At 44.2% G+C, this 23224-nt stretch carries 17 protein-coding genes and 1 pseudogene; 5 read left to right on the top strand and 13 right to left on the bottom strand.

The genetic code is table 11. From position 1 onward, the window contains the following. The first annotated feature begins 167 nt into the window (after positions 1-167). The 4 genes from AACW06_RS13475 (at position 168) to AACW06_RS13460 (ending at position 6105) form a co-directional block, all read left to right on the top strand. A complete protein-coding gene (locus tag AACW06_RS13475) occupies positions 168-2048 on the top strand; it encodes a methyl-accepting chemotaxis protein (RefSeq protein ID WP_192075459.1) in 1881 nt (626 codons plus the stop codon). A 115-nt stretch (positions 2049-2163) separates the two neighbouring features. Next, positions 2164-3051: a DMT family transporter gene (locus AACW06_RS13470; RefSeq protein WP_192075458.1), complete on the top strand. Its 888-nt coding sequence runs from the start codon at positions 2164-2166 to the stop codon at positions 3049-3051. A gap of 167 nt (positions 3052-3218) precedes the next feature. After that, entirely contained in the window at positions 3219-4751 is a 1533-nt protein-coding gene (gene gpmM / locus AACW06_RS13465; protein ID WP_192075457.1) for a 2,3-bisphosphoglycerate-independent phosphoglycerate mutase, read from the top strand. Between the two features lie 202 nt (positions 4752-4953). Then, positions 4954-6105, top strand: a complete 1152-nt coding sequence (locus AACW06_RS13460) for a murein hydrolase activator EnvC family protein (RefSeq protein ID WP_192075456.1) — start codon at positions 4954-4956, stop codon at positions 6103-6105. A gap of 15 nt (positions 6106-6120) precedes the next feature. Here the strand turns inward: AACW06_RS13460 and AACW06_RS13455 are convergent, their stop codons facing one another. The 4 genes from AACW06_RS13455 to nudC all read right to left on the bottom strand — a co-directional run bounded on the left by AACW06_RS13455 (position 6121) and on the right by nudC (position 10003). Continuing rightward, positions 6121-7080, bottom strand: a complete 960-nt coding sequence (locus AACW06_RS13455; RefSeq protein ID WP_192075455.1) for a DHH family phosphoesterase — start codon at positions 7078-7080, stop codon at positions 6121-6123. An 88-nt stretch (positions 7081-7168) separates the two neighbouring features. Then, on the bottom strand, positions 7169-7807 hold the full coding sequence (locus AACW06_RS13450) for a TetR/AcrR family transcriptional regulator (protein WP_192075454.1): 639 nt from the start codon (positions 7805-7807) through the stop codon (positions 7169-7171). 90 nt (positions 7808-7897) lie between these two features. Next, a complete protein-coding gene (gene hemE / locus AACW06_RS13445; RefSeq protein ID WP_192075453.1) occupies positions 7898-8965 on the bottom strand; it encodes a uroporphyrinogen decarboxylase in 1068 nt (355 codons plus the stop codon). 204 nt (positions 8966-9169) lie between these two features. Then, positions 9170-10003 (bottom strand): NAD(+) diphosphatase, encoded by an 834-nt coding sequence (gene nudC, locus AACW06_RS13440; protein ID WP_192075477.1) that lies wholly within the window; start codon positions 10001-10003, stop codon positions 9170-9172. A 176-nt stretch (positions 10004-10179) separates the two neighbouring features. Here nudC and rsd point away from each other — a divergent pair, with 176 nt between their 5' ends. Next, positions 10180-10674 carry a sigma D regulator gene (gene rsd, locus AACW06_RS13435; protein WP_192075476.1) on the top strand — a complete coding sequence of 165 codons (495 nt, stop codon included), beginning with the start codon at positions 10180-10182 and terminating at the stop codon, positions 10672-10674. Between the two features lie 142 nt (positions 10675-10816). On the opposite strand, the gene rpoC is transcribed toward rsd, so the two are convergent. The 9 genes and pseudogenes from rpoC to tuf form a co-directional block, all read right to left on the bottom strand. After that, positions 10817-15019: a DNA-directed RNA polymerase subunit beta' gene (gene rpoC, locus AACW06_RS13430; protein WP_192075452.1), complete on the bottom strand. Its 4203-nt coding sequence runs from the start codon at positions 15017-15019 to the stop codon at positions 10817-10819. 79 nt (positions 15020-15098) lie between these two features. Beyond that, complete coding sequence (gene rpoB, locus AACW06_RS13425; protein ID WP_168523628.1) at positions 15099-19127, bottom strand: DNA-directed RNA polymerase subunit beta; 4029 nt, start codon at positions 19125-19127, stop codon at positions 15099-15101. Between the two features lie 246 nt (positions 19128-19373). Further along, positions 19374-19739, bottom strand: coding sequence for a 50S ribosomal protein L7/L12 (gene rplL, locus AACW06_RS13420; protein WP_192075451.1), 366 nt, complete (start codon positions 19737-19739; stop codon positions 19374-19376). A 57-nt stretch (positions 19740-19796) separates the two neighbouring features. Continuing rightward, entirely contained in the window at positions 19797-20291 is a 495-nt protein-coding gene (rplJ, locus tag AACW06_RS13415; RefSeq protein WP_053309810.1) for a 50S ribosomal protein L10, read from the bottom strand. Between the two features lie 288 nt (positions 20292-20579). After that, positions 20580-21281, bottom strand: coding sequence for a 50S ribosomal protein L1 (gene rplA / locus AACW06_RS13410; RefSeq protein WP_053309809.1), 702 nt, complete (start codon positions 21279-21281; stop codon positions 20580-20582). Positions 21282-21285: 4 nt separating this feature from the next. Next, positions 21286-21714 carry a 50S ribosomal protein L11 gene (rplK, locus tag AACW06_RS13405; RefSeq protein WP_053309808.1) on the bottom strand — a complete coding sequence of 143 codons (429 nt, stop codon included), beginning with the start codon at positions 21712-21714 and terminating at the stop codon, positions 21286-21288. Between the two features lie 129 nt (positions 21715-21843). Next, a complete protein-coding gene (gene nusG, locus AACW06_RS13400) occupies positions 21844-22392 on the bottom strand; it encodes a transcription termination/antitermination protein NusG (RefSeq protein WP_013857954.1) in 549 nt (182 codons plus the stop codon). A gap of 12 nt (positions 22393-22404) precedes the next feature. After that, positions 22405-22785 (bottom strand): preprotein translocase subunit SecE, encoded by a 381-nt coding sequence (gene secE, locus AACW06_RS13395; RefSeq protein ID WP_192075450.1) that lies wholly within the window; start codon positions 22783-22785, stop codon positions 22405-22407. A 254-nt stretch (positions 22786-23039) separates the two neighbouring features. Beyond that, a pseudogene (tuf, locus tag AACW06_RS13390) lies at positions 23040-23224 on the bottom strand (elongation factor Tu); the annotation flags it as partial.

The raw sequence follows: 23224 nt of genomic DNA, 5'->3' as shown, positions 1-23224 counted from the left end.
TCGTGTAATATTGTAGGATTTTTCCAAATGACTTATTTATATTTCTGTCAAATTGCTAACATGAATAACCATTCAACTGGTAATTGATAAAACTACAGCAAATTAACCAAATTTATGATTTGCGATATTGACGAAACCTTGATCATATCGTTCAAAGGACATCACTCATGAGACACACCATCAAATTTAAAATTCAGGTCGCTATTGCGATCATTATTGCCATTGTTAGTGGTGTACAAGCCTTTATTTCAGTCAACCAACTCCAGCAAGAAACCACTCACGCAATTAATAGTGAAATGGAGAATGTCAGTATTGCTACCAGTCGCTACATCAGTGATTGGCTAGGTATTCGCAGTGATATGATGCTCGCCAATGAGCCTTCACTTGCAAACAGTGATAATGCTGATAAAGAACTCTTGGTAACTAAAAAAGGCGGTGATTTTCTTTCGGTTTATGCCGGTTTTAGCGATGGTTCCATCGCCTATGGTGACAAAACCGAAGACTGGCCAGCCGATTACGACCCAAGAACTCGTCCTTGGTATAAAGATGCCATGTCCCAGCAAGGGCTTATCATTACTGAACCCTACCAAGACTTTGATGGCAGTATCGTCGTGAGCTTTGCTAAAGCTTTCCATGGTCAAAAACAAGGGGTACTTGCTGCTGATTTGACCGTCACCAACATCATCAAAGAAGTATTAAGCGTAAAACTCGATAACCAAGGTTTTGCTTTTCTGGTCGATGGTAAAAATAATATTGTCGCTTACAAAGATGAAGCTCTAAGTCAGAAACCACTTACCGATTTAAACGGCCAACTGAGCTCGCAACAAATGGCGACACTGGTTCAAGAAAACCAAGTGGCAACAATTAGTTGGCCACAGCAAGGCGATAAACTGATCTACGTGTCACGTATCCCAAATACCGATTGGTCACTAGGGATTGTGGTTGATAAATCTCTCGCTTATGCGTCTGTATCAGAACAGATAACCTTTACCGCAATCGCCTCTTTGATTCTTTATATCGTCATCGCCAGTATCAGCACCTGGGTCGTAACTCGCCTGCTGAAACCTCTTCAAGAGCTTTCGGGGGCATTAGCGCAACTTGCTCAAGGTGAAGGAGACTTAACTCAGAGAATAGACATTCGTCGTATGGATGAAATTGGCGAACTAGCAGAAAAAGTAAACCTCTTCTTGAGTCAAATGCAGGGAATGTTAAAGGGCATTGTTGAGCATAGCCACCAGCTTTCGGCACAAGCACAAAATGCAAATGATCTTTCCACTCAAGCATCGCAACGTGTAGAACATCAACAAAATGACGTTAACCAAATCGCGACAGCTATCCATGAAATGTCCGCAACAGCGGCTGAAGTCGCGAGCCATGCAGAATTAACGGCCAGCGCATCTCAAGCATCCGCAAGCGCTTGTGATGATGGGCAAGCGGTAATTAAAAAGAACAGAGACTCAATTACGAGTTTGGCTAATCAAGTCGATAGTGCTGCCAAAGTGATCCGTGAACTAGAAAGCAATGCACAAAGCATTAACCAAATCCTTTCCACCATCCAAGGTATTGCTGAGCAAACCAACCTATTGGCCTTAAACGCAGCGATTGAAGCGGCACGCGCTGGTGAGCAAGGACGCGGGTTCGCAGTCGTTGCCGATGAAGTACGAGTACTTAGTCAACGCACGCATGGTTCAACCGAAGAGATCCGCACCATGATTGAGACACTGCAAAGTAACACTCAACATGCGGTAGAAAACATGGAAGCCAGTACTAAACTGGCCGATAACAGTGTCGAATACGCAGAACAAGCACACGATAGCTTGGTTAGAATCACTCAAGCAATTACTGAAATTAATGATATGGCACTACAAATCGCTAGCGCAGCTGAAGAGCAACGCGCGGTTAGTGAAGACATCAGCCGTAATACTCAAGGCATTAAAGATGCATCTGATGATCTCGCCAGTCAGACTCAACAAAGCAGTCAAAGTACCAGTGATATGCACCGCTCAACCGAAGCTATGCGCCACGAGATCAGCCGCTTTAAAGTGTAATCGCCACCAGGCTGCCTTATGAAATGGAGCGTTAGAGGCAGCCAACAAATTATCTTTGTTTTCTCCACTCATTAAGGCATATTGAGAGCCCCTTACCCCCCACAAGGATGTCATCATGGGTTACGAGTGGCTCGCTCTTGCTGTCGCATTTCTTTGGGCTATTGCCAGTCTCATGTCGGTAATACCCGCCAAACATTTAGGTACCTTTGCTTATAGTCGCTGGCGAATGGGCTGCACCTCGGTAATCTTAATCAACATGGCATTCGCAACGGGGGGCTGGGCAACAGTCAATAGCGATATGATCACACCAATGATGCTTTCTGGATTAATTGGGATTTTCATTGGCGACACAGCATTATTCGCCTGCTTAAATCGCATGGGTCCTAGGCAAGCGGGGCTGCTATTTTCTTGCCATGCGGTATTCTCTGCTATTCTCGGTTATTTTTTATTCAGCGAAAGTATGAGCAGTGCTGAATTACTCGGTGCTTCCTTGGTCTTTTCTGGCGTACTCACCGCCATATTTTTTGGTCGTCGTGGACAAAATCATAACGCATTAGAAGCCATTAACGGCCGCATTTGGATTGGTATCAGCCTTGGTCTTATCGCCGCGTTGTGCCAAGCTTTAGGCGGCATCATTGCCAAGCCAGTGATGCAAACCGGCATTGACCCTGTTTCCGCCTCTGCAATCAGGATGATAACCGCATTTACAGCCCACTGTTTATTTCTATTTACTGGGGCTAAATTGGCACGAGCAACCCAAACCATTAACCTGCGCATATTTACTATCACGGTCATTAACGGTTTTCTTGCAATGGCAGTAGGAATGACTTTAATACTCTATGCCTTACGCGAAGGAAATGTCGGCATGGTAGCGCTACTATCTTCTACAACTCCAATCATGTTACTGCCAATTTTATGGTTGTATACCAAACAAAGACCAAACCGCTTCGCTTGGTGTGGCGCTTTAATTGCCGTCTTAGGTACGGGAATTCTGGTCTATTAAACCATTGTAACCCGTTCTATTGGCTTAAAAATGTTGATCAATAGGCTACCTTTATTGGCATTGATAGGGAGAATCATTGATCTTAACCTGCTGCAATCGCTTCAAAGTGTAGTAAAATTACGCTAATTTCTGTTTTAAATTACTTTGAATTTGACGAGGTCATAACTATGTCAGCTAAGAAGCCAATGGCTTTAGTAATTCTTGACGGTTGGGGTTACCGTGAAGATAACGCAAACAACGCAATCAACAACGCGAAGACTCCAGTCATGGATAGCTTAATCGCGAACAACCCAAATACACTTATTTCAGCTTCAGGCATGGACGTAGGTCTACCAGATGGCCAAATGGGTAACTCAGAAGTGGGTCACACCAACATTGGTGCTGGTCGCATTGTCTACCAAGACCTCACTCGCATCACTAAATCGATCGCTGATGGTGAGTTCCAACAAACTGAAGCTTTAGTCGCAGCGATGGATAAAGCGATCAAAGCAGGTAAAGCCGTTCACTTATTAGGTTTGATGTCTCCTGGTGGCGTTCACTCTCATGAAGACCACATCTACGCAGCGATTGAAATGGCAGCCGCTCGTGGCGCTGAAAAAATCTACCTACACTGCTTCTTAGATGGCCGTGATACACCGCCACGCAGTGCTGAAGGTTCATTACAACGTTTCCAAGAGCTTTTCGCGAAACTTGGCAAAGGTCGCATTGCATCACTGATCGGCCGCTACTATGCCATGGACCGTGATAACAACTGGGATCGTGTACAGAAATCATACGACCTGTTGGTTGAAGCTAAAGCCGAGTACACTTTTGATTCTGCAGTGGCAGGACTTGAAGCCGCTTATGCTCGTGAAGAAAACGATGAATTCGTTAAAGCGACTGAAATCAAAACTGAAGATCAACAATCAGCAGCAATTGAAGATGGCGATGCCGTTATCTTTATGAACTACCGTGCTGACCGTGCACGTGAAATTACTCGTGCATTCGTACCTGATTTTGACGGTTTTGAACGTGTTAAATTCCCAGCCGTTGATTTTGTGATGCTAACTCAATACGCAGCCGATATTCCTCTAGCTTGCGCTTTCCCACCAGCATCACTAGAAAACACTTACGGTGAGTGGCTATCAAAAGCAGGTAAAACGCAGCTTCGTATTTCTGAGACCGAAAAATACGCGCACGTTACCTTCTTCTTCAACGGTGGTGTTGAGAGCGAATTCGCCGGTGAAGAGCGTCAACTAGTTGCCTCTCCAAAAGTTGCAACTTATGACCTACAACCAGAAATGAGCGCACCAGAGCTAACTGAAAAGCTCGTTGCTGCGATCAAATCTGGTAAATATGACGCCATCATCTGTAACTACCCGAATGGCGATATGGTTGGCCATACTGGCGTTTACGATGCAGCAGTAAAAGCGTGTGAAGCATTAGATGAATGCATTGGCAAGGTAGTTGAAGCCATTAAAGAAGTGGATGGCCAACTACTGATCACGGCTGACCACGGCAACGCAGAGATGATGGTAAACCCAGAAACTGGCGGTGTACACACGGCGCATACCAACCTGCCAGTACCACTTATTTACGTGGGTAGCAAAGATCTTGAGCTAAAAGAAGGTGGTAAACTTTCTGACCTAGCTCCAACAATGCTAGCTTTAACTGATATGGAAATTCCTGCCGAAATGTCAGGTGAAGTTCTATATAAGTAACTGACAAACTGAGCGTTCGCGAACGGGTCATTCTAGGTCTGTAGCTAAAAACGCAATCAACTTAAGCCTCGACGATATCCGCCGAGGCTTTTTTTCGTCTAAAGATCAGATTTGATTGCAAGTTTTGACATTCAAATTTCGACTCTCCTATCGCTTTGAGTATACTGGTTTACTTATTTGTAGATATAAACTTGAAAAGCTGATGAAAAATAAGCCGACACCGCAACCAATCAAGACTTCTGCTCTATGGCAAAAAATAAGCCTGACACTGGTTATAGGGATCGGTTGTATCTCAAGCACTCATATTTACGCAGCAACACAACAAGAATTAAACGGCGTGAAGGGAGAAATTTCTCGTCAGCAGAAAACACTCACTAAGCAGCAAAAAGAGCTTGATGCCCTACAAAATTCATTGAAAACTCAAGAGCTAGGTATCTCGAGCTTAGAAAATGAAATCAAAGCCACCAAAACGCAATTGACGATTGCCAATGCCAATATTGATAAACTTAGAGAAAAAATTAAGCTGCTAGAAACTCAGAAAGCTGAACAAACAGAGAAACTCGCCCAACTCATCAAAACTTACTACGCCACCCAACGAGCAACAGCCACGGCAAACATACTCAACAATGGCATAGAAGAAGATAGAATAAGCCAGTATTATCAACACCTTGCCAAAGCGCGCACCAAGACAATTCAAGAACTAGAAAGCACGCAAGTCGAGTTGAACGAAAGTGACCGACAATTACAGCTTGAACGTGACCAAATTGCCTCGCTGCTTGAACAACAAACGAAGAAGCGTGATACATTAGCTAAAACACAATCTCAACGACGCCAAACCGTTAATAAAATTCAAAAAAGTATTTCTGGTGACAAAGTCTATTTGGCTGAGCTACAACGCAATGAAACCCGCTTACAAGCAGAAATCGCCAAAGCCGCAAAGCGTAACGCGGTATTAATGGATGGTCTGGCTAAGCAAAAAGGCAAATTACCTTGGCCATTGAAAGGGAAAATTTTACACAGTTTTGGTACACGCCAAAGCGGACAAATTGATTGGAAAGGGATCGTGATCGACGCCAATTACGGTCAGTCAGTAAAAGCCGTTTATTCTGGAACTGTCGTGTTTGCAGAATATCTACGTGGCTATGGTCTGGTTGTATTACTCGACCATGGTAAAGGTGACATGACCTTGTATGGATTTAACCAAAGCCTACTGAAAAAAGAGGGGGACAAGGTCATTGCCGGAGAAACGATTGCCTTAGCTGGCGATACCGGTGGGCAGTCACAACCTTCTCTTTATTTTGAAATTCGACGTAACAGTAAAGCAGAAAATCCGAAAAGTTGGCTAACTCGATAAGCGAACCACCCCGGTCTATTTACGGTAATACACTTCCACAGTATCAATAAATTCAGCTAACTGAGATTTATCGAGCGCATTAATTCCGGCAGCAGCTTCCCTTCCCCCACCCGTGGCAAAGGCACTGCACAAACCGCCAGCCCCTTGTTTATTCTCTAAAGGGGCGCGTAATGACACCGTATAACTGCCATTTTGGTTTTGGGTTAAAACGGCATGCGCTGAACCGGGAGTTTGGTTAGCAAGCCAATTTCCAAACACACCGCAGACTCGATGCGAAGCCGCGTCGTCAGGTAATTCAAACACACTTAACCATTGACTGTGATGAATTGGCGTTAATGACTGAGCGGCCTGCATATCTTGTTCGTAGGCCTGTTGCAGATGATAAAAGGGAGAATTGAGGTCTGCAATAACATCAAATGGAGACGGATAGACCAATAATGCTTGATACAAATTTGCTGGATGATAATGCAGCTGATCAACCGATTCTCCATAGCCGTTATAATTGATTAACGTCCCTAATTCCTTGAGTTGCTCTGCTTGATTAATGCTCAGCCCGGCTTTTATAGCTAGCTTATCGGCCTTCACTAGCAAATTGTCACCATAAGCGGCGGTTATTGCCCACTCATGGAATTGCCCACCGAGCCATTTATCGACAATTAATGCAGTGCAAGTGTCTGGATCTAAATCAATATGAGCATCAAGCAGGCGGCTAACAGGAATATCATCGGCTTGGTGATGATCGGCATAGAATACTGTCACCCCCATATCAAGAGCTCGCTGTAAAGCGGTACGATTTTTATTGAGAGAAAGATCCAACACCGTGAGGCTATCTCTCGCTTGAAAATCCAAGCCTTCAAGTAATTGAATATCGCGTTTGACACCAGTAATCAACGTTGTTGTACGTGGCTGAGCAAGCCTGATTTGAAGAAGAGAGATGATGCCATCAGCATCACCATTAAAGATGTCATAGTGCATATCAAGGAGAACTCTTCGTAATTGAATAGCCGAGAAACTAGCAGTTTCAATTGGTTAATAACAATACTCAAAGGTTATAACTAATCACTCATTGTGCATTCATTGCACGAACGCCGTCTTCTAACAACAGAAGCTGTTCTATTCCTTGCTCTGTTGCCTTGGGCTTAACCACTGCAATCATTTGCAGCATGCCTTGGTGAATGACTTGCTCAGTAATGTGTGTTTTAGAAGACATTGCCGATTGATAACTAAGCCAACTTGAAGCAATCATATGTAGCGTCGTGACTAACGGCTTCATTTCATCCTCAACCACCGCCAGCAGTTTTAAGTCAACGAATGCTCGCATAATGTCAATCAGGTTACTTTGCAACTTTTCTTGCACTTGAATATATTCTTTATGTAGCACTTCATCGCGCTGAAGAATTTCCGGCAAATTGGCATAGAAGAAACGATATTTCCACATTAAGGTAAAGATCGAATCAAGATAATGCTTAAGCAGGGTCAAGCTTTCTCGTTGCCCTTGAATCGGTGTAAAACGTTCAAGTAGTTCAGCGGAATATAACGCAAAGATTTCACGAACAATTTCTTGTTTGTTACGGAAGTGGTAATACAAATTACCGGGGCTAATCTCGATGTGAGCTGCGATATGATTAGTGGTAATGGTTCTTTCACCATGTTCGTTAAACAGCTCTAATGCCGCATACACGATCCTATCTTTTGTCTTCATCTTGCCTCATTAGCTTTGAGCTCATTGATTATTCCTACCTATATTAGAATAGGAAAAGTACCTTACCAATATAAGGTACTTTAATGCCAATTACTTATGATATGGCTTCGACAACTCATGCACGGCTTCAACAAATACGCCGGCATTTTCTGGTGGTACATCAAGGTGAATTCCATGCCCAAGGTTGAATACGTGACCAGCCCCCCCCTCACCAAAACCTTCTAGAATCGTTGCCACTTCTTGACGAATTCGTTCAGGTTGCGCGTAAAGTATTGATGGATCCATATTACCTTGTAAAGCAACTTTATCACCGACACGAGATTTCGCATCAGCGATATTGATTGTCCAATCGAGACCAACTGCATCACAGCCAGTCGCTGCGATTTGCTCTAACCACATACCGCCATTCTTTGTAAATAAAGTTACCGGCACACGACGCCCATCATTTTCACGAATCAATCCATCGACGATTTTATGCATGTACTGCAGTGAAAAGAGGTTGTAGTCACGGGGGGTAAGTACACCACCCCAGGTATCAAAAACCATTACTGATTGAGCACCGGCTTTAATTTGTGCGTTAAGGTACTCAATAACACTGTCCGCTAGCTTATCGAGTAAAAGGTGCAGCGTTTGTGGCTCGGCATACATCATTTTCTTGATTTTAGTAAACGCTTTCGAGCTACCGCCTTCAACCATATAGGTAGCTAGCGTCCATGGGCTACCAGAAAAACCAATTAATGGCACTTCGCCTTGCAGATCTTTACGGATCTGGCGCACCGCATTCATCACATATTGCAGTTCACCTTCAGGGTCAGGCAAACCAATTTTATCCACATCAGCTTTACAAGTAATTGGGCATTCAAATTTAGGACCTTCACCTGCTTCAAAGTACAACCCCAATCCCATCGCATCTGGGATTGTTAGAATATCAGAAAACAGAATAGCGGCATCCAGTGGGAAACGACGCAGTGGTTGTAATGTCACCTCAGAGGCAAGCTCTGCGTTTTTACACAAAGACATAAAGTCACCAGCTTGCGAACGAGTTGCACGGTATTCTGGCAGATAACGACCGGCTTGGCGCATCATCCATACGGGTGTGCAATCGACAGGTTGTTTTAGCAGTGCACGCAAATAGCGGTCATTTTTTAATTCAGTCATTCCGTTTTCCAATTTAAGGCTTATTATTTTTTGTGGGCGCTATTCTAACATCGAATAACAGGCAAAAGCTGTGTGCTTTGCAACCTAGATCAAGTTATTAACTTTTAAATCAATGCTTAATTTGCAAGCAACATGTAACAATGTTAAAAATTTGCTCGCTAGCGAAAACTACAATAATAAACTGGGTATTAAGTACTCAGCATCTCATAACGACATCTTACTTACCCCCTCCTTCATCGGAGGGTTTTTTTTCTTTTCAATAGGATATCGTTCCTTTATTTCTGCAACAGTATGCTCAATTAAAGCTCTAGCAATCGTACCTGCTGGGGCAAGCTGTGGCATTTTATCGACACCAAACCAACACGCATCACTCAATTCTGTGTAATCTGGCTTGATAGTACCAGACTGATATTCAGCAACAAATCCCATCATCATGCTAGAAGGGAATGCCCAAGGCTGGCTACCAAAGTAGCGAATGTTTTTCACTTTGATGCCAGTTTCTTCGAACACTTCACGTGCCACACACTGTTCTAATGTTTCACCAACTTCAAGAAAGCCAGCAATCACGGTATACATTCCGCTTTTATGCCTTGGGTGCTGCGCGAGTAGTATTTGATCTTGCTTGCGCACCGCAACAATGATGCAAGGGAAAATGCGCGGATAATGTAGAGTACGGCATTCTCCGCACTGCATGGCCAGTTGATTATGGTTGAGAAAATTACGTCCGCCACATTGCGGACAAAAGCGTAATGTCTGGCTCATATGCCCGTACTGAATCGCTTTGCTCACAGCAAAGAATAGCTCTTGATTTAGGTGCAGAAGCTCCCGTAATGAGGTCATTTCATTTTCTGTATCAAGGTCTGCATCATTGAGCCACATCACTGGATGATCGTTATAACGCGTTATCTCAATCGCTTTCTCTTGAGGTAACGAGTAGTCAGCAGCACAACCAAATGGAAGCTCACCATTGATGGTCCAGATATCACTTCCTGAAACAACACACCAATAAGCAGATTTTACATCACTCTTTTGTAACATGTTCATACCTCTTTCCTTGCAGTTGTTCCATTTTACTGGCAATCTAAATTCATACCAGAATTTGTAACATTGCAATTTTAGTTCTATAAATTCTTGTAAGGACAATAAGTTGTATCTATAAAGACACAACCCTACGCAAAGGAAAAGGTCACATTTTGTGGCCAGATCATGAGGGCATGGTCATGCTAAAAAAATTAAAACGAACACAAGAACAATGGGGCGGTTCCAGTGAGTTAATTGATCATTGGATCGATACTCGTCAAACACTGATTGTAGAATACTGCAAACTTGCCGCTCTACAACCCTGTTCGGCCAAGACAAACGTAACAGAACTTCCCTCCCCTAAAGAATTACAATTATTTTGCCAACAACTGGTAGACTACATCTCGGAAGGTCATTTTAAAATATATGATATGGTGATGGATAAATGGCGTTCCACTGGCTTTGAAGCGACAGATGAGATTAATCAGACCTATGGCAAAATCGTTCTCACGACAGAACCTTTACTTAATTTTACAGACAAATATGCAGCAGTAAGTGATGAGGATGATCTAGATGACTTCAATAGTGACCTGTCATTAATTGGTGAAATTATTGAAGCTAGGTTTGAAGTAGAAGATTACTTGATTCAATTAATCGCCAATAGTTTGGCTATTCCTCCAGGGGCTTAATCACAACCTTACTTTCAAGCATCAAGGCTTATTCGAATCGGATAAGCCTTTTTACTTTCTCGGCTCAACCTATCTAGCAAAAACTCAAAAGGCACCCGAAGGTGCCTTTATCATAACGCTTTACGATTGCTCGTTAGACTACTTATTCTTCTGAAGAAAAGCCTGCGTTTAGCAATGCTGCTAGATTATCAGTTGCTTGTTCAGCAGACGGACCTTCTAGTTGAGCAGCACGCTTAGCTTGACGCTCTTGGTGGTATGCGAAACCAGTACCTGCAGGAATCAGACGACCCACAATTACGTTTTCTTTCAGACCACGAAGATCATCACGCTTACCAGAAACTGCCGCTTCTGTTAGCACGCGAGTTGTCTCTTGGAACGATGCAGCAGAGATGAACGATTCAGTCGCTAGCGATGCTTTCGTAATACCTAATAGCTCACGCTCGAAACGAGCTGGCTGTTTGCCGTCTGCTTCTAGGTTACGGTTTGCAATCTTAACGTTTGAGTATTCAACTTGCTCACCCACTAGGAACTCAGAGTCACCAGCGTGTGTAATCGTACACTTACGCAGCATTTGACGAACGATAGTCTCAATGTGCTTATCGTTAATCTTAACGCCTTGTAGACGGTAAACTTCTTGAACTTCGTTGGCGATGTAAGAAGTAACTGCATGAATACCACGTAGACGTAGGATATCGTGCGGAGTCTCTGGACCATCGGCGATAACATCACCACGTTCGATCTTCTCACCTTCAAACACGTTTAGCTGACGGTGCTTAGGAATCATTTCTTCATAAGCTTCGCCACCCTCACGAGTGATGATGAGACGACGTTTACCTTTCGTTTCTTTACCGAATGACACAGTACCTGTGTGTTCCGCAAGAATAGCAGGCTCTTTCGGTTTACGAGCTTCAAACAAGTCAGCTACGCGAGGTAGACCACCCGTGATATCTCGGTTACCGCTAGATTTTTGTGGAATACGCGCTAGTGTGTCACCAATGCCTACTTCACTGCCATCTTCAATGTTAACGATCGCTTTACCTGGTAGGAAGTATTGAGCTGGCATATCAGTACCAGGGATCATTACATCGTTACCTTTCTCATCCACAAGTTTGATAGCTGGACGCATATCTTTACCTGCAGCTGGACGAGCGGCCGCTTCAGTTACTTCACTTGAAGATAGACCTGTAAGGTCATCTGTCTGGCGAGAAACCGTTACACCATCGATCATGTCAACGAATTGGATGCGACCTGCCACTTCAGTGATGATTGGCAATGTGTGCGCTTCCCAGTTAGCCACTGTTTGACCAGCTTCAACTGCATCGTTATCACCTTTGCTCAAGATAGAACCGTAAGGCAGTTTGTGCTTCTCTTTAGTACGACCAAATTCGTCAATGATAGTCAATTCTGATGCACGAGACGTGATAACCAGTTTCTTATCTTTGTTAATTACGAACTTAGCGTTGTGAAGCTTAACAGAACCGTTGTTCTTAGCTTGAATGCTGTTCTCTGCGGCTGCCGTCGATGCTGCACCACCGATGTGGAACGTACGCATCGTTAGCTGTGTACCAGGTTCACCGATAGATTGAGCCGCGATAACACCAACTGCTTCACCTTGGTTCACTAGGTGACCACGAGCTAGGTCACGACCGTAACACTGAGCACAACAACCGAAGTCAGAGTCACAAGTAACAACTGAGCGTACGCGCATGCTGTCAACTGAGTTCTCTTCCATGATCTGACACCACTTCTCATCAATCAGAGTATTACGTGGGATCAGAACTTCTTCTGTGCCAGGTTTTAGTACATCTTCAGCAACTACACGACCTAGAGCAAGTTCAGTTAGTGCTACTTTAACATCACCACCCTCGATATGAGGCATCATGTCGACACCCTCATGAGTGCCACAGTCATGTTCAGTTACAACAACGTCTTGTGCTACGTCTACTAGACGACGAGTCAGGTAACCTGAGTTCGCTGTCTTAAGTGCTGTATCCGCAAGACCCTTACGAGCACCGTGCGTTGAGATAAAGTACTGTAGTACGTTCAGACCTTCTTTAAAGTTCGCAGTGATCGGCGTTTCGATGATCGAGCCATCTGGACGAGCCATCAGACCACGCATACCCGCTAGCTGACGAATCTGTGCTGCAGAACCACGAGCGCCCGAGTCAGCCATCATATAGATGCTGTTAAACGACTCTTGTTTCTCTTCTTCACCGTCACGGTTGATCACTGTTTCAGAAGATAGGTTATCCATCATCGCTTTAGCAACACGGTCGTTGGTAGACGCCCAGATATCGATAACTTTGTTGTAGCGCTCACCCGCAGTCACAAGACCTGATTGGAATTGCTCTTGGATTTCACGTACTTCTTCTTCTGCTTCAGCAATTTCCGTGTATTTAGCCGCTGGTACAACCATATCGTCGATACCAACTGATACACCAGAAAGAGCAGCGTAAGCAAAACCGGTATACATAATTTGGTCAGCAAATATGACTGTGTCTTTCAAACCAAGCTTACGGTAAGCTTCGTTCAATAGGTTAGAGATCTGCTTTTTGCCTAGCTTTTGGTTCACGATGCTATAAGGCAGGCCTTTAGGCACGATTTGCCATAGCATTGCACGACCAACAGTCGTATCGACCATCTTAGTTTCTGTCGTGCTGTGACCGTCTTCATCAACAACAGTTTCAGTGATACGTACTTTAACGCGTGCATGTAGCGCCGCTGTCTTAGTACGGTATGCCTTTTCAGCCTCTTTAGGGCCAGCAAGGTACATACCTTCACCTTTCGCGTTGATCATTTCGCGAGTCATGTAGTACAGACCCAATACAACGTCCTGAGAAGGTACGATGATCGGATCACCTGACGCTGGCGACAGAATGTTATTTGTCGACATCATTAGGGTACGAGCTTCAAGCTGTGCTTCTAAAGTTAGAGGCACGTGAACCGCCATTTGGTCACCATCGAAGTCCGCGTTATACGCCGCACACACAAGTGGGTGTAGCTGAATCGCTTTACCTTCGATAAGTACTGGTTCAAACGCTTGGATACCAAGACGGTGAAGTGTTGGTGCACGGTTAAGCAGTACAGGGTGCTCACGGATCACTTCGTCTAGGATATCCCAAACAACCGCTTCTTCGCGCTCGACCATTTTCTTAGCCGCTTTGATTGTCGTCGCCATGCCACGAGTTTCTAGCTTGCTGTAAATAAATGGTTTGAATAGCTCAAGTGCCATCTTCTTAGGAAGACCACACTGATGCAGACGTAGTGTTGGACCTACTGTGATTACAGAACGGCCAGAGTAGTCTACACGCTTACCTAGTAGGTTCTGACGGAAACGACCTTGTTTACCCTTGATCATATCAGCAAGAGATTTCAGAGGACGCTTGTTAGAACCGGTGATCGCACGACCACGACGACCGTTATCTAGTAGCGCATCAACAGACTCTTGCAGCATACGTTTCTCGTTACGTACGATGATGTCCGGAGCTGCTAGCTCTAGAAGACGCTTCAAACGGTTGTTACGGTTGATCACGCGACGGTATAGATCGTTCAGATCAGATGTCGCAAAGCGACCGCCATCTAGCGGTACTAGAGGACGTAGATCTGGCGGAAGAACCGGAAGCACTGTTAGGATCATCCACTCAGGGTTATTACCTGAGCTGATAAACGCTTCAACAAGCTTCAGACGCTTCGTCAGTTTTTTGCGTTTAGTTTCTGAGTTAGTCGTTTCTAACTCTTCACGCATCATTTCTACTTCGGCTGCAAGATCCATAGAACCAAGAAGGTCTTTGATCGCTTCTGCACCCATTTTCGCAGTAAACTCGTCGCCCCACTCTTCTAGACGGTCTAGATACTCTTCTTCAGTAAGCATCTGACTCTTTTCCAGATCTGTCATACCCGGTTCAGTTACTACATACATTTCGAAGTAAAGAACACGTTCGATATCACGTAGTGGGATATCCATTAGTAAACCGATACGAGATGGTAACGATTTTAGGAACCAGATGTGAGCCACTGGTGATGCAAGCTCGATGTGGCCCATACGGTCACGACGAACTTTAGTTTGTGTAACTTCAACGCCACACTTCTCACAGATCACACCACGGTGTTTCAAACGCTTATATTTGCCACAAAGACATTCATAGTCTTTTACTGGACCAAAGATACGCGCACAGAAAAGACCATCACGTTCAGGCTTGAACGTACGATAGTTGATCGTTTCAGGTTTTTTAACTTCACCAAAAGACCATGAACGAATCATGTCTGGTGAAGATAGACCGATTTTGATTGCATCAAATTCTTCGGTCTTATGCTGTGCTTTTAGAAAGTTTAATAAGTCTTTCACAATCAGCTCCTGTAAGGAGTTAAAAGGCGCTCGGCGAGCGCCTTTCTACCAGGATAATCCAGAGGGTTTACCGTCAAGATTACTCTTCGTCTTCTAGCTCGATGTTGATACCTAGCGAGCGGATTTCTTTCAGCAATACGTTGAAAGACTCTGGCATGCCAGGCTCCATGCTATGGTCACCATCGACGATGTTTTTATACATCTTCGTACGACCGTTAACGTCATCTGACTTAACGGTTAGCATTTCTTGTAACGTGTAAGCAGCACCGTATGCTTCTAGTGCCCATACTTCCATCTCACCGAAACGCTGACCACCGAACTGAGCTTTACCACCAAGTGGTTGCTGAGTTACTAGGCTGTACGAACCAGTTGAACGAGCGTGCATCTTATCGTCAACAAGGTGGTTCAGTTTAAGCATGTACATGTAACCAACGGTTACAGGACGCTCAAACGCATCACCAGTACGACCATCAAACAAGGTAAGCTGACCAGAAGTTGGTAGATCACCGAGGCTCAATAGTTCTTTGATTGATGCTTCTGAAGCACCATCAAATACTGGCGTTGCAATTGGTAAACCACCACGTAGGTTGCCAACTAGCGTACGAACTTCATCATCAGACAATGTTGCAATATCAACTTTCTGACGAGTATCACCGAGATCATAAACCTTCTGTAGGAACTCACGGAACTTAGCCAGCTCTTGTTGTTCCTTAACCATTTGGTTGATCTTGTCACCGATGCCTTTTGCAGCCAAACCTAAGTGTACTTCTAGGATCTGACCGATGTTCATACGTGAAGGTACACCCAGTGGGTTTAGTACGATATCAACCGGCTGACCGTTTTCATCGTAAGGCATGTCTTCAACAGGGTTGATCTTAGAGATTACACCCTTGTTACCGTGACGACCTGCCATCTTATCACCAGGCTGGATACGACGTTTAACCGCTAGGTAAACTTTAACAATCTTCAGAACGCCAGGCGCTAGATCATCACCTTGAGTGATTTTGCGACGTTTCGCTTCAAACTTCTTATCGAAGTCAGCTTTTAGCTCATCCCATTGTTCAGCAAGCTGTTCAAGTTGAGATTGTAGCTCGTCGTCTTCTAACGTTTGCTCTAGCCATTTCTTACGATCGATCGAATCAAGCTTAGCTTCAGAGTAACCACCGTTTAGCAATACAGCTTTCACACGAGCAAGTAGACCACCTTCAAAGATTTGGAACTCTTCAGTAAGGTCTTTCTTCGCTTCTTTTAGCTGCATGTGTTCAATTTCAAGCGCACGCTTGTCTTTCTCTACGCCATCGCGAGTGAAAACTTGAACGTCAATGATGGTACCTGAAACAGAGTTTGGTACACGTAGTGATGTATCTTTAACATCAGAGGCTTTTTCACCGAAGATAGCACGTAGTAGCTTCTCTTCTGGAGTAAGTTGAGTTTCGCCTTTCGGAGTTACTTTACCTACTAGGATGTCGCCACCCTTAACTTCAGCACCAATGTAAACGATACCTGACTCATCTAACTTAGACAGAGCAGATTCACCTACGTTTGGAATATCCGCTGTGATCTCTTCAGAACCCAGCTTAGTATCACGAGCCACACAAGATAGTTCTTGAATGTGAATTGTCGTGAAACGGTCTTCTTGAACTACGCGCTCAGATACTAAGATCGAGTCTTCGAAGTTATAACCATTCCAAGGCATGAATGCGATACGCATGTTTTGGCCAAGCGCTAGCTCACCAAGGTCTGTTGAAGGACCATCAGCAAGTACGTCACCGCGAGCAACAGGTTCACCTGGCATCACAGTAGGGCGTTGGTTAATACATGTATTTTGGTTCGAACGTGTGTATTTAGTTAGGTTGTAGATGTCGATACCCGCTTCACCAGGTACAAGTTCATCTTCATTAACTTTAACAACGATACGAGATGCATCAACTGACTGCACCATACCGCCACGTTTAGCAACCGCAGTTACACCAGAGTCAACTGCTACGTTACGTTCGATACCAGTACCAACCAACGGCTTCTCAGCGCGTAAAGTTGGAACCGCTTGACGTTGCATGTTCGCACCCATCAATGCACGGTTCGCATCATCGTGTTCTAGGAACGGGATAAGCGAAGCTGCGATAGATACTACTTGGTTGGTAGCAACGTCCATGTAGTCAACATGTTCACGAGGGTGAAGACCAGATTCACCTTTTTGACGAGCTGTGATCAGCTCATCTGCAAACGTACCTTCTTCTGTAAGAATAGCGTTTGCCTGCGCGATAACAAATTGACCTTCTTGGATAGCTGATAAGTAATCAACTTCATCAGTCACAACACCATCAACAACACGACGGTATGGCGTCTCAAGGAAACCGTACTCATTACAACGTGCAAATGCAGATAGTGAGTTAATTAGACCGATGTTCGGACCTTCTGGCGTTTCGATCGGACATAGACGACCGTAGTGAGTTACGTGTACGTCACGTACCTCAAAGCCAGCACGCTCACGAGTTAGACCGCCAGGACCCAATGCAGAAATACGACGCTTGTGCGTTACTTCTGAAAGCGGGTTGTTCTGGTCCATAAACTGAGATAGCTGTGAAGAACCGAAGAATTCTTTAACCGCCGCAGAAATAGGCTTAGCATTGATCAAATCTTGAGGCATGATAGCATCAAGATCGCCAAGGCTTAGGCGCTCTTTAACTGCACGTTCAACACGTACAAGACCTACGCGGAATTGGTTTTCAGCCATTTCACCAACAGAGCGGATACGACGGTTGCCAAGGTGGTCGATATCGTCCACTTCGCCAATACCGTTACGGATTGCGATCAACTTCTTCATCACTTCAATGATATCAGTCTCGTCAAGCGTACCTTGCTCACCTGCATCTTCACGCTCAATAGAGCTGTTGAACTTCATACGACCTACCGTTGATAGATCATAGCGTTCTTCTGAGAAGAATAGGCTTTCAAACAGCGATTCAGCTGCTTCTTTTGTTGGTGGCTCACCAGGGCGCATCATGCGATAGATTTCTACAAGCGCAGAGATACGATCAACAGTGCTGTCGATACGTAGCGTCTCTGATATAAATGGACCATGATCTAGATCGTTCGTAAATAGAACTTCTAGTTGCTTATAGCCCGCTTGTGAAAGGTTCGCTAATGCTTCCAAGCTAATTTCTTGGTTTGCTGCAACGATAATCTCGCCAGTCGCTTCATTGATGTAATCTTTAGAAGCAACTTTGCCGACGATGTACTCAACAGGTACATCAATAAACTCAACACCATCTTTTTCTAGTTGGCGGATATGGCGAGCCGTTACACGGCGACCTTGCTCAACGTAAACCGTACCATTTGCTTCAATGTCAAAAGACGCAGTTTCACCACGTAGACGTTCAGGAACCAACGCCATTAGTAGTGTTTTGTCTTTAACTTCAAAGTTCACTTTCTCGAAGAATAGATCCAAGATTTCTTCTGTCGATTTGCCAAGTGCACGAAGAATAATAGATGCAGGTAATTTACGACGACGGTCGATACGTACGTACAGGTTATCTTTTGGATCGAACTCAAAATCTAACCATGAACCACGGTAAGGAATAACACGTGCGTTATAAAGAACTTTACCTGATGAGTGAGTTTTACCCTTATCGCTGTCGAAGAATACGCCTGGGCTTCGGTGCAGCTGGGATACGATAACCCTCTCGGTACCATTAATTACGAAGGTACCATTGTCTGTCATGAGTGGAATTTCACCCATGTAGACTTCTTGTTCTTTAATATCTTTTACAGTACCTGCTGGCGCGTCTTTATCAAAGATCACTAGACGTAATTTTACGCGTAGTGGTTTTGAATAAGTTACACCACGAATTTGACATTCTTTAACGTCAAAAACTGGCTCACCAAGACGATAGCTAACGTATTGCAGCTCAGAATTGCCGTTATAGCTCTGAATAGGAAATACAGAACGAAAAGCAGCCTCAAGACCGTATTGTCCTTCAGGATCCTGTTCGATAAACTTGTCGAACGAATCGAGCTGGATCGATAGCAGGTATGGAATGTCCAACACTTGTGGACGAGTACCAAAGTCCTTACGGATGCGCTTTTTCTCGGTATAAGAGTAAACCATGGGGTTCCTCAGCTCGCTGATAAGTGACCCAAACTGTCCGCCTAGTATTAAATAAAAGGTGATGGGACAGTGACTAACAGCTGTTTAATGTAGTAAACACATAACCTAAAAAATGGTTGTGTGTGTTTTTGCACGAATATAAGCGTTTAAACAGCGGGAAAATTCGCCTATACCCTACAGCGCAAAAAGGCCGGTGGTCAATAAACCACCAGCCATTAGCCTCACGGCTAAGAAATCAAGTAATAATTACTTGATTTCAACAGAAGCGCCTGCTTCTTCTAGCTGAGCTTTAAGAGCTTCAGCTTCAGCTTTCTCAACGCCTTCTTTTAGCGCTGCAGGAGCTGAGTCTACAAGACCTTTAGCTTCTTTAAGACCTAGGCCAGTCGCGCCACGTACTGCTTTGATTACAGCAACTTTGTTTGCGCCAGCAGCAGTTAGGATTACGTCGAATTCAGTTTGCTCTTCAACAGCTGCTGCTGCTGCGCCGCCTGAAACTACTGCCGCTGCAGCAGAAACACCGAATTTTTCTTCCATAGCTTCGATAAGCTCAACAACTTGCATTACAGACATTTCTGCAACTGCGTCTAGGATTTGCTCGTTAGTAATAGACATAACAATTCTCTTTTAAGTCAACAATAAGTTTATTTTGCAACCAGTAAAAAGCAAGGCTTAAGCCGCAGCTTCTTCTTTTTGATCGCGGATAGCAGCGATAGTACGTACCAGCTTGCCTGCAGAAGCTTCTTTCATGCACATCATTAGGCGTGCAATAGCTTCGTCGTAAGTTGGTAGTGTCGCTAGTAGTTCAGCGTCAGTAATTGCGCCTTCAAATGCAGCTGCTTTGATTTCAAAGTTCTTGTTCTCTTTAGCGAAATCTTTGAAAAGACGCGCTGCAGCACCTGGGTGCTCGTTAGAGAATGCAATCAAAGTAGGACCAACGAATACGTCTTGTAGACATTCGTAGTCTGTGCCTTCTACTGCGCGACGAGCTAGAGTATTACGAACAACTCTCATGTAAACACCCGCTTCACGAGCTTGTTTACGTAGAGAAGTCATCGCGCCTACTTGAACGCCACGAGAGTCAGCAACAACTGCAGAAAGTGCACCACTGGCAGCTTCGTTGACTTCAGCAACAATTGCTTTTTTGTCTTGAAGGTTTAAAGCCATCTTGGATTTACTCCTGGTTGTCGTTACACCACTCACTATTATCACAACAGTGAGAGTTATTTCGGTGCAGTCCCAGAAGAAAGATTATCTATTAAAAATAAATTCTGCTTTCTGTCAGTTCGGGCACCATCTACGTAGGTACGATTAAGTTATTTATCTAAAAAGACAAACAGCGCCTACGGTCTTGGACGGAGACTGGGTCATAATTCTAAGAACTAAAGTTCAGCCCCAACCACAAATATTAGGCGCAGAATTATACACAAATTCTGCGCCTAATCAAATGTATTATTATGCTTGAGTGTTCAGAGTATTCTGATCAACAGCAACGCCAGCACCCATTGTAGTAGAGATGCTAACTTTCTTCAGGAAAGTACCTTTCGCTGAAGACGGTTTTGCTTTCTTAAGCGCAACTAGTAGAGCTTCTAAGTTCTCTTGTAGTTGGTTGGCATCGAAAGACACTTTACCAATGGTAGTGTGGATGATGCCGTTTTTGTCGTTACGGTAACGAACCTGACCAGCTTTAGCATTCTTAACAGCTTCAGCAACGTTAGGAGTTACAGTACCAACTTTAGGGTTTGGCATTAGACCGCGTGGACCTAGGATAGTACCTAGTTGACCAACAACGCGCATTGCATCTGGAGAAGCAACCACTACGTCGAAGTTCATTTCGCCTTTTTTCACTAGCTCAGCTAGATCTTCCATACCCACTAGATCTGCGCCTGCTTCTTTAGCAGCTTCAGCGTTTGCACCTTGAGTGAACACTGCAACGCGGATGTCACGACCAGTACCATGAGGTAGTACAGTTGCACCACGTACGTTTTGGTCAGATTTACGAGCATCGATACCTAAGTTTACAGCAACGTCCACAGACTCAACGAATTTAGCTGTAGCTAGTTCTTTAAGAAGTGCTACTGCTTCGTTGATTTCGTATTCTTTAGTTGCGTCTACTTTTTCACGAATAGTGCGCATGCGCTTAGTTAGTTTTGCCATGATCTTAACCCTCTACCACTAGGCCCATTGAACGAGCAGTACCCGCAATAGAACGTTTCATCGCTTCAATGTCAGCACCAGTCATATCTGCAGCTTTAGTTTCTGCGATTTCTTGGATTTGAGCATCAGTGATCGTACCCACTTTTTCAGTGTTTGGACGACCAGAACCAGACTTAAGACCAGCCGCTTTCTTAAGAAGAACTGCAGCAGGTGGAGTCTTAGTTACGAACGTGAAAGAACGATCGCTGTATACTGTGATAACAACTGGAGTAGGTAGACCTTTCTCCATTGATTCTGTTTTCGCGTTAAACGCTTTACAGAATTCCATGATGTTAACACCGTGTTGACCTAGAGCAGGACCAACTGGTGGACTTGGGTTTGCCATACCAGCTGCAACTTGCAACTTGATATAAGCTTCAACTTTCTTAGCCATGATATTTCCTAAATTTGGGTTCAGACGCTAATCAACCGATCAGCTCCCCGGTTTTGTCATAAAGACCTGTAAAAAGGCGCGAAATTATAATCACATTTCACACCCTAAACAACCCTAAAAGGTGTTTTTTTAATCAAGTTTATCAACTTGACCAAACTCAAGTTCTACTGGTGTCGCACGACCAAAGATCGATACCGATACTTTAATGCGGCTCTTCTCGTAATCCACTTCTTCAACTGTTCCGTTGAAATCAGCAAATGGACCTTCGTTAACACGAACCACCTCACCCGCTTCAAACATCGTCTTAGGACGAGGCGCTTCACTTGCTTTCTCTAAACGATTAAGAATAGCATCAGCTTCTTTATCAGTGATTGGTGCAGGACGATCTGAGGTTCCACCAATGAAACCCATTACACGAGGAACGCTACGTACTAAGTGCCATGATTCATCATTCATCAGCATTTGGACTAGTACATAACCTGGAAAGAACTTGCGCTCACTCTTACGGCGTTGGCCAGCGCGCATTTCAACGACTTCTTCCGTTGGTACAAGAACTTCACCGAAGAACTCTTCCATCGCGTGCATTTTAATATGCTCACGAAGCGATTGAGCTACGCGACCTTCAAATCCAGAGAAGGCTTGAACTACATACCAGCGTTTTTTAGGAGCTTCACTCATGTATTAAACCCTCTATACCCCAGTTACAAATGCAACAAGACGAACCATAATGCCGTCAATGCCCCACAGTACTAGAGCCATTACGATACTTACAGCTAAAACGATAAATGTGGTTTGCATGGTTTCTTGGCGTGTAGGCCATACCACTTTGCGAACTTCCATACGAGATTCGCGTGCAAACACAATCGCAGCTTTTCCTTTTGTGGTTGTTGCTGCAACACCGAGTGCTGCAATAATTAACACAACCACACCTGCAGCACGGAGCACTACAGACATTTCACCATACAGGTAATTACCCACAACAGCGGCAGCTAACAGAGCAAAAGTGACAATCCACTTAAATGTGTCTGCTGCACTTGAGCTATCAGGAGTTTCAGCATTGTTTGCTTTCATAAACCAACCTGTTACAAGTCTTAATATAGACGACAACAACCCCGCTGTTGCAGGGCAAATCCATAGCACAGGTAAAGGTTACCTATACATACTCATCAAGATAAAGACTTCTCTATCTTAAATCCTTTGCACTGGCTTTATCGACCAACAAATCGACAATGACCAATTTTAGCGCAGAAAAAGGGCATCAAATGATGCCCTTTTTGGTAGTCGTTAGTCAAATACTATTCGTATTTAAACGGCTAAATCAGCAATTAAGCGATAACTTTAGCAACAACACCAGCACCAACTGTACGGCCACCTTCGCGGATAGCGAAACGTAGACCTTCGTCCATCGCGATTGGAGAGATTAGCTCAACAACCATTTGGATGTTGTCACCAGGCATTACCATTTCTACGCCTTCTGGTAGAGAGATATCACCAGTTACGTCAGTTGTAC

Origin of the sequence: Vibrio sp. S12_S33 (assembly GCF_963889785.1) — a bacterium.
Classification (GTDB): domain Bacteria; phylum Pseudomonadota; class Gammaproteobacteria; order Enterobacterales; family Vibrionaceae; genus Vibrio; species Vibrio aestuarianus.
This window is presented reverse-complemented; position numbering and strand designations above follow the sequence as displayed.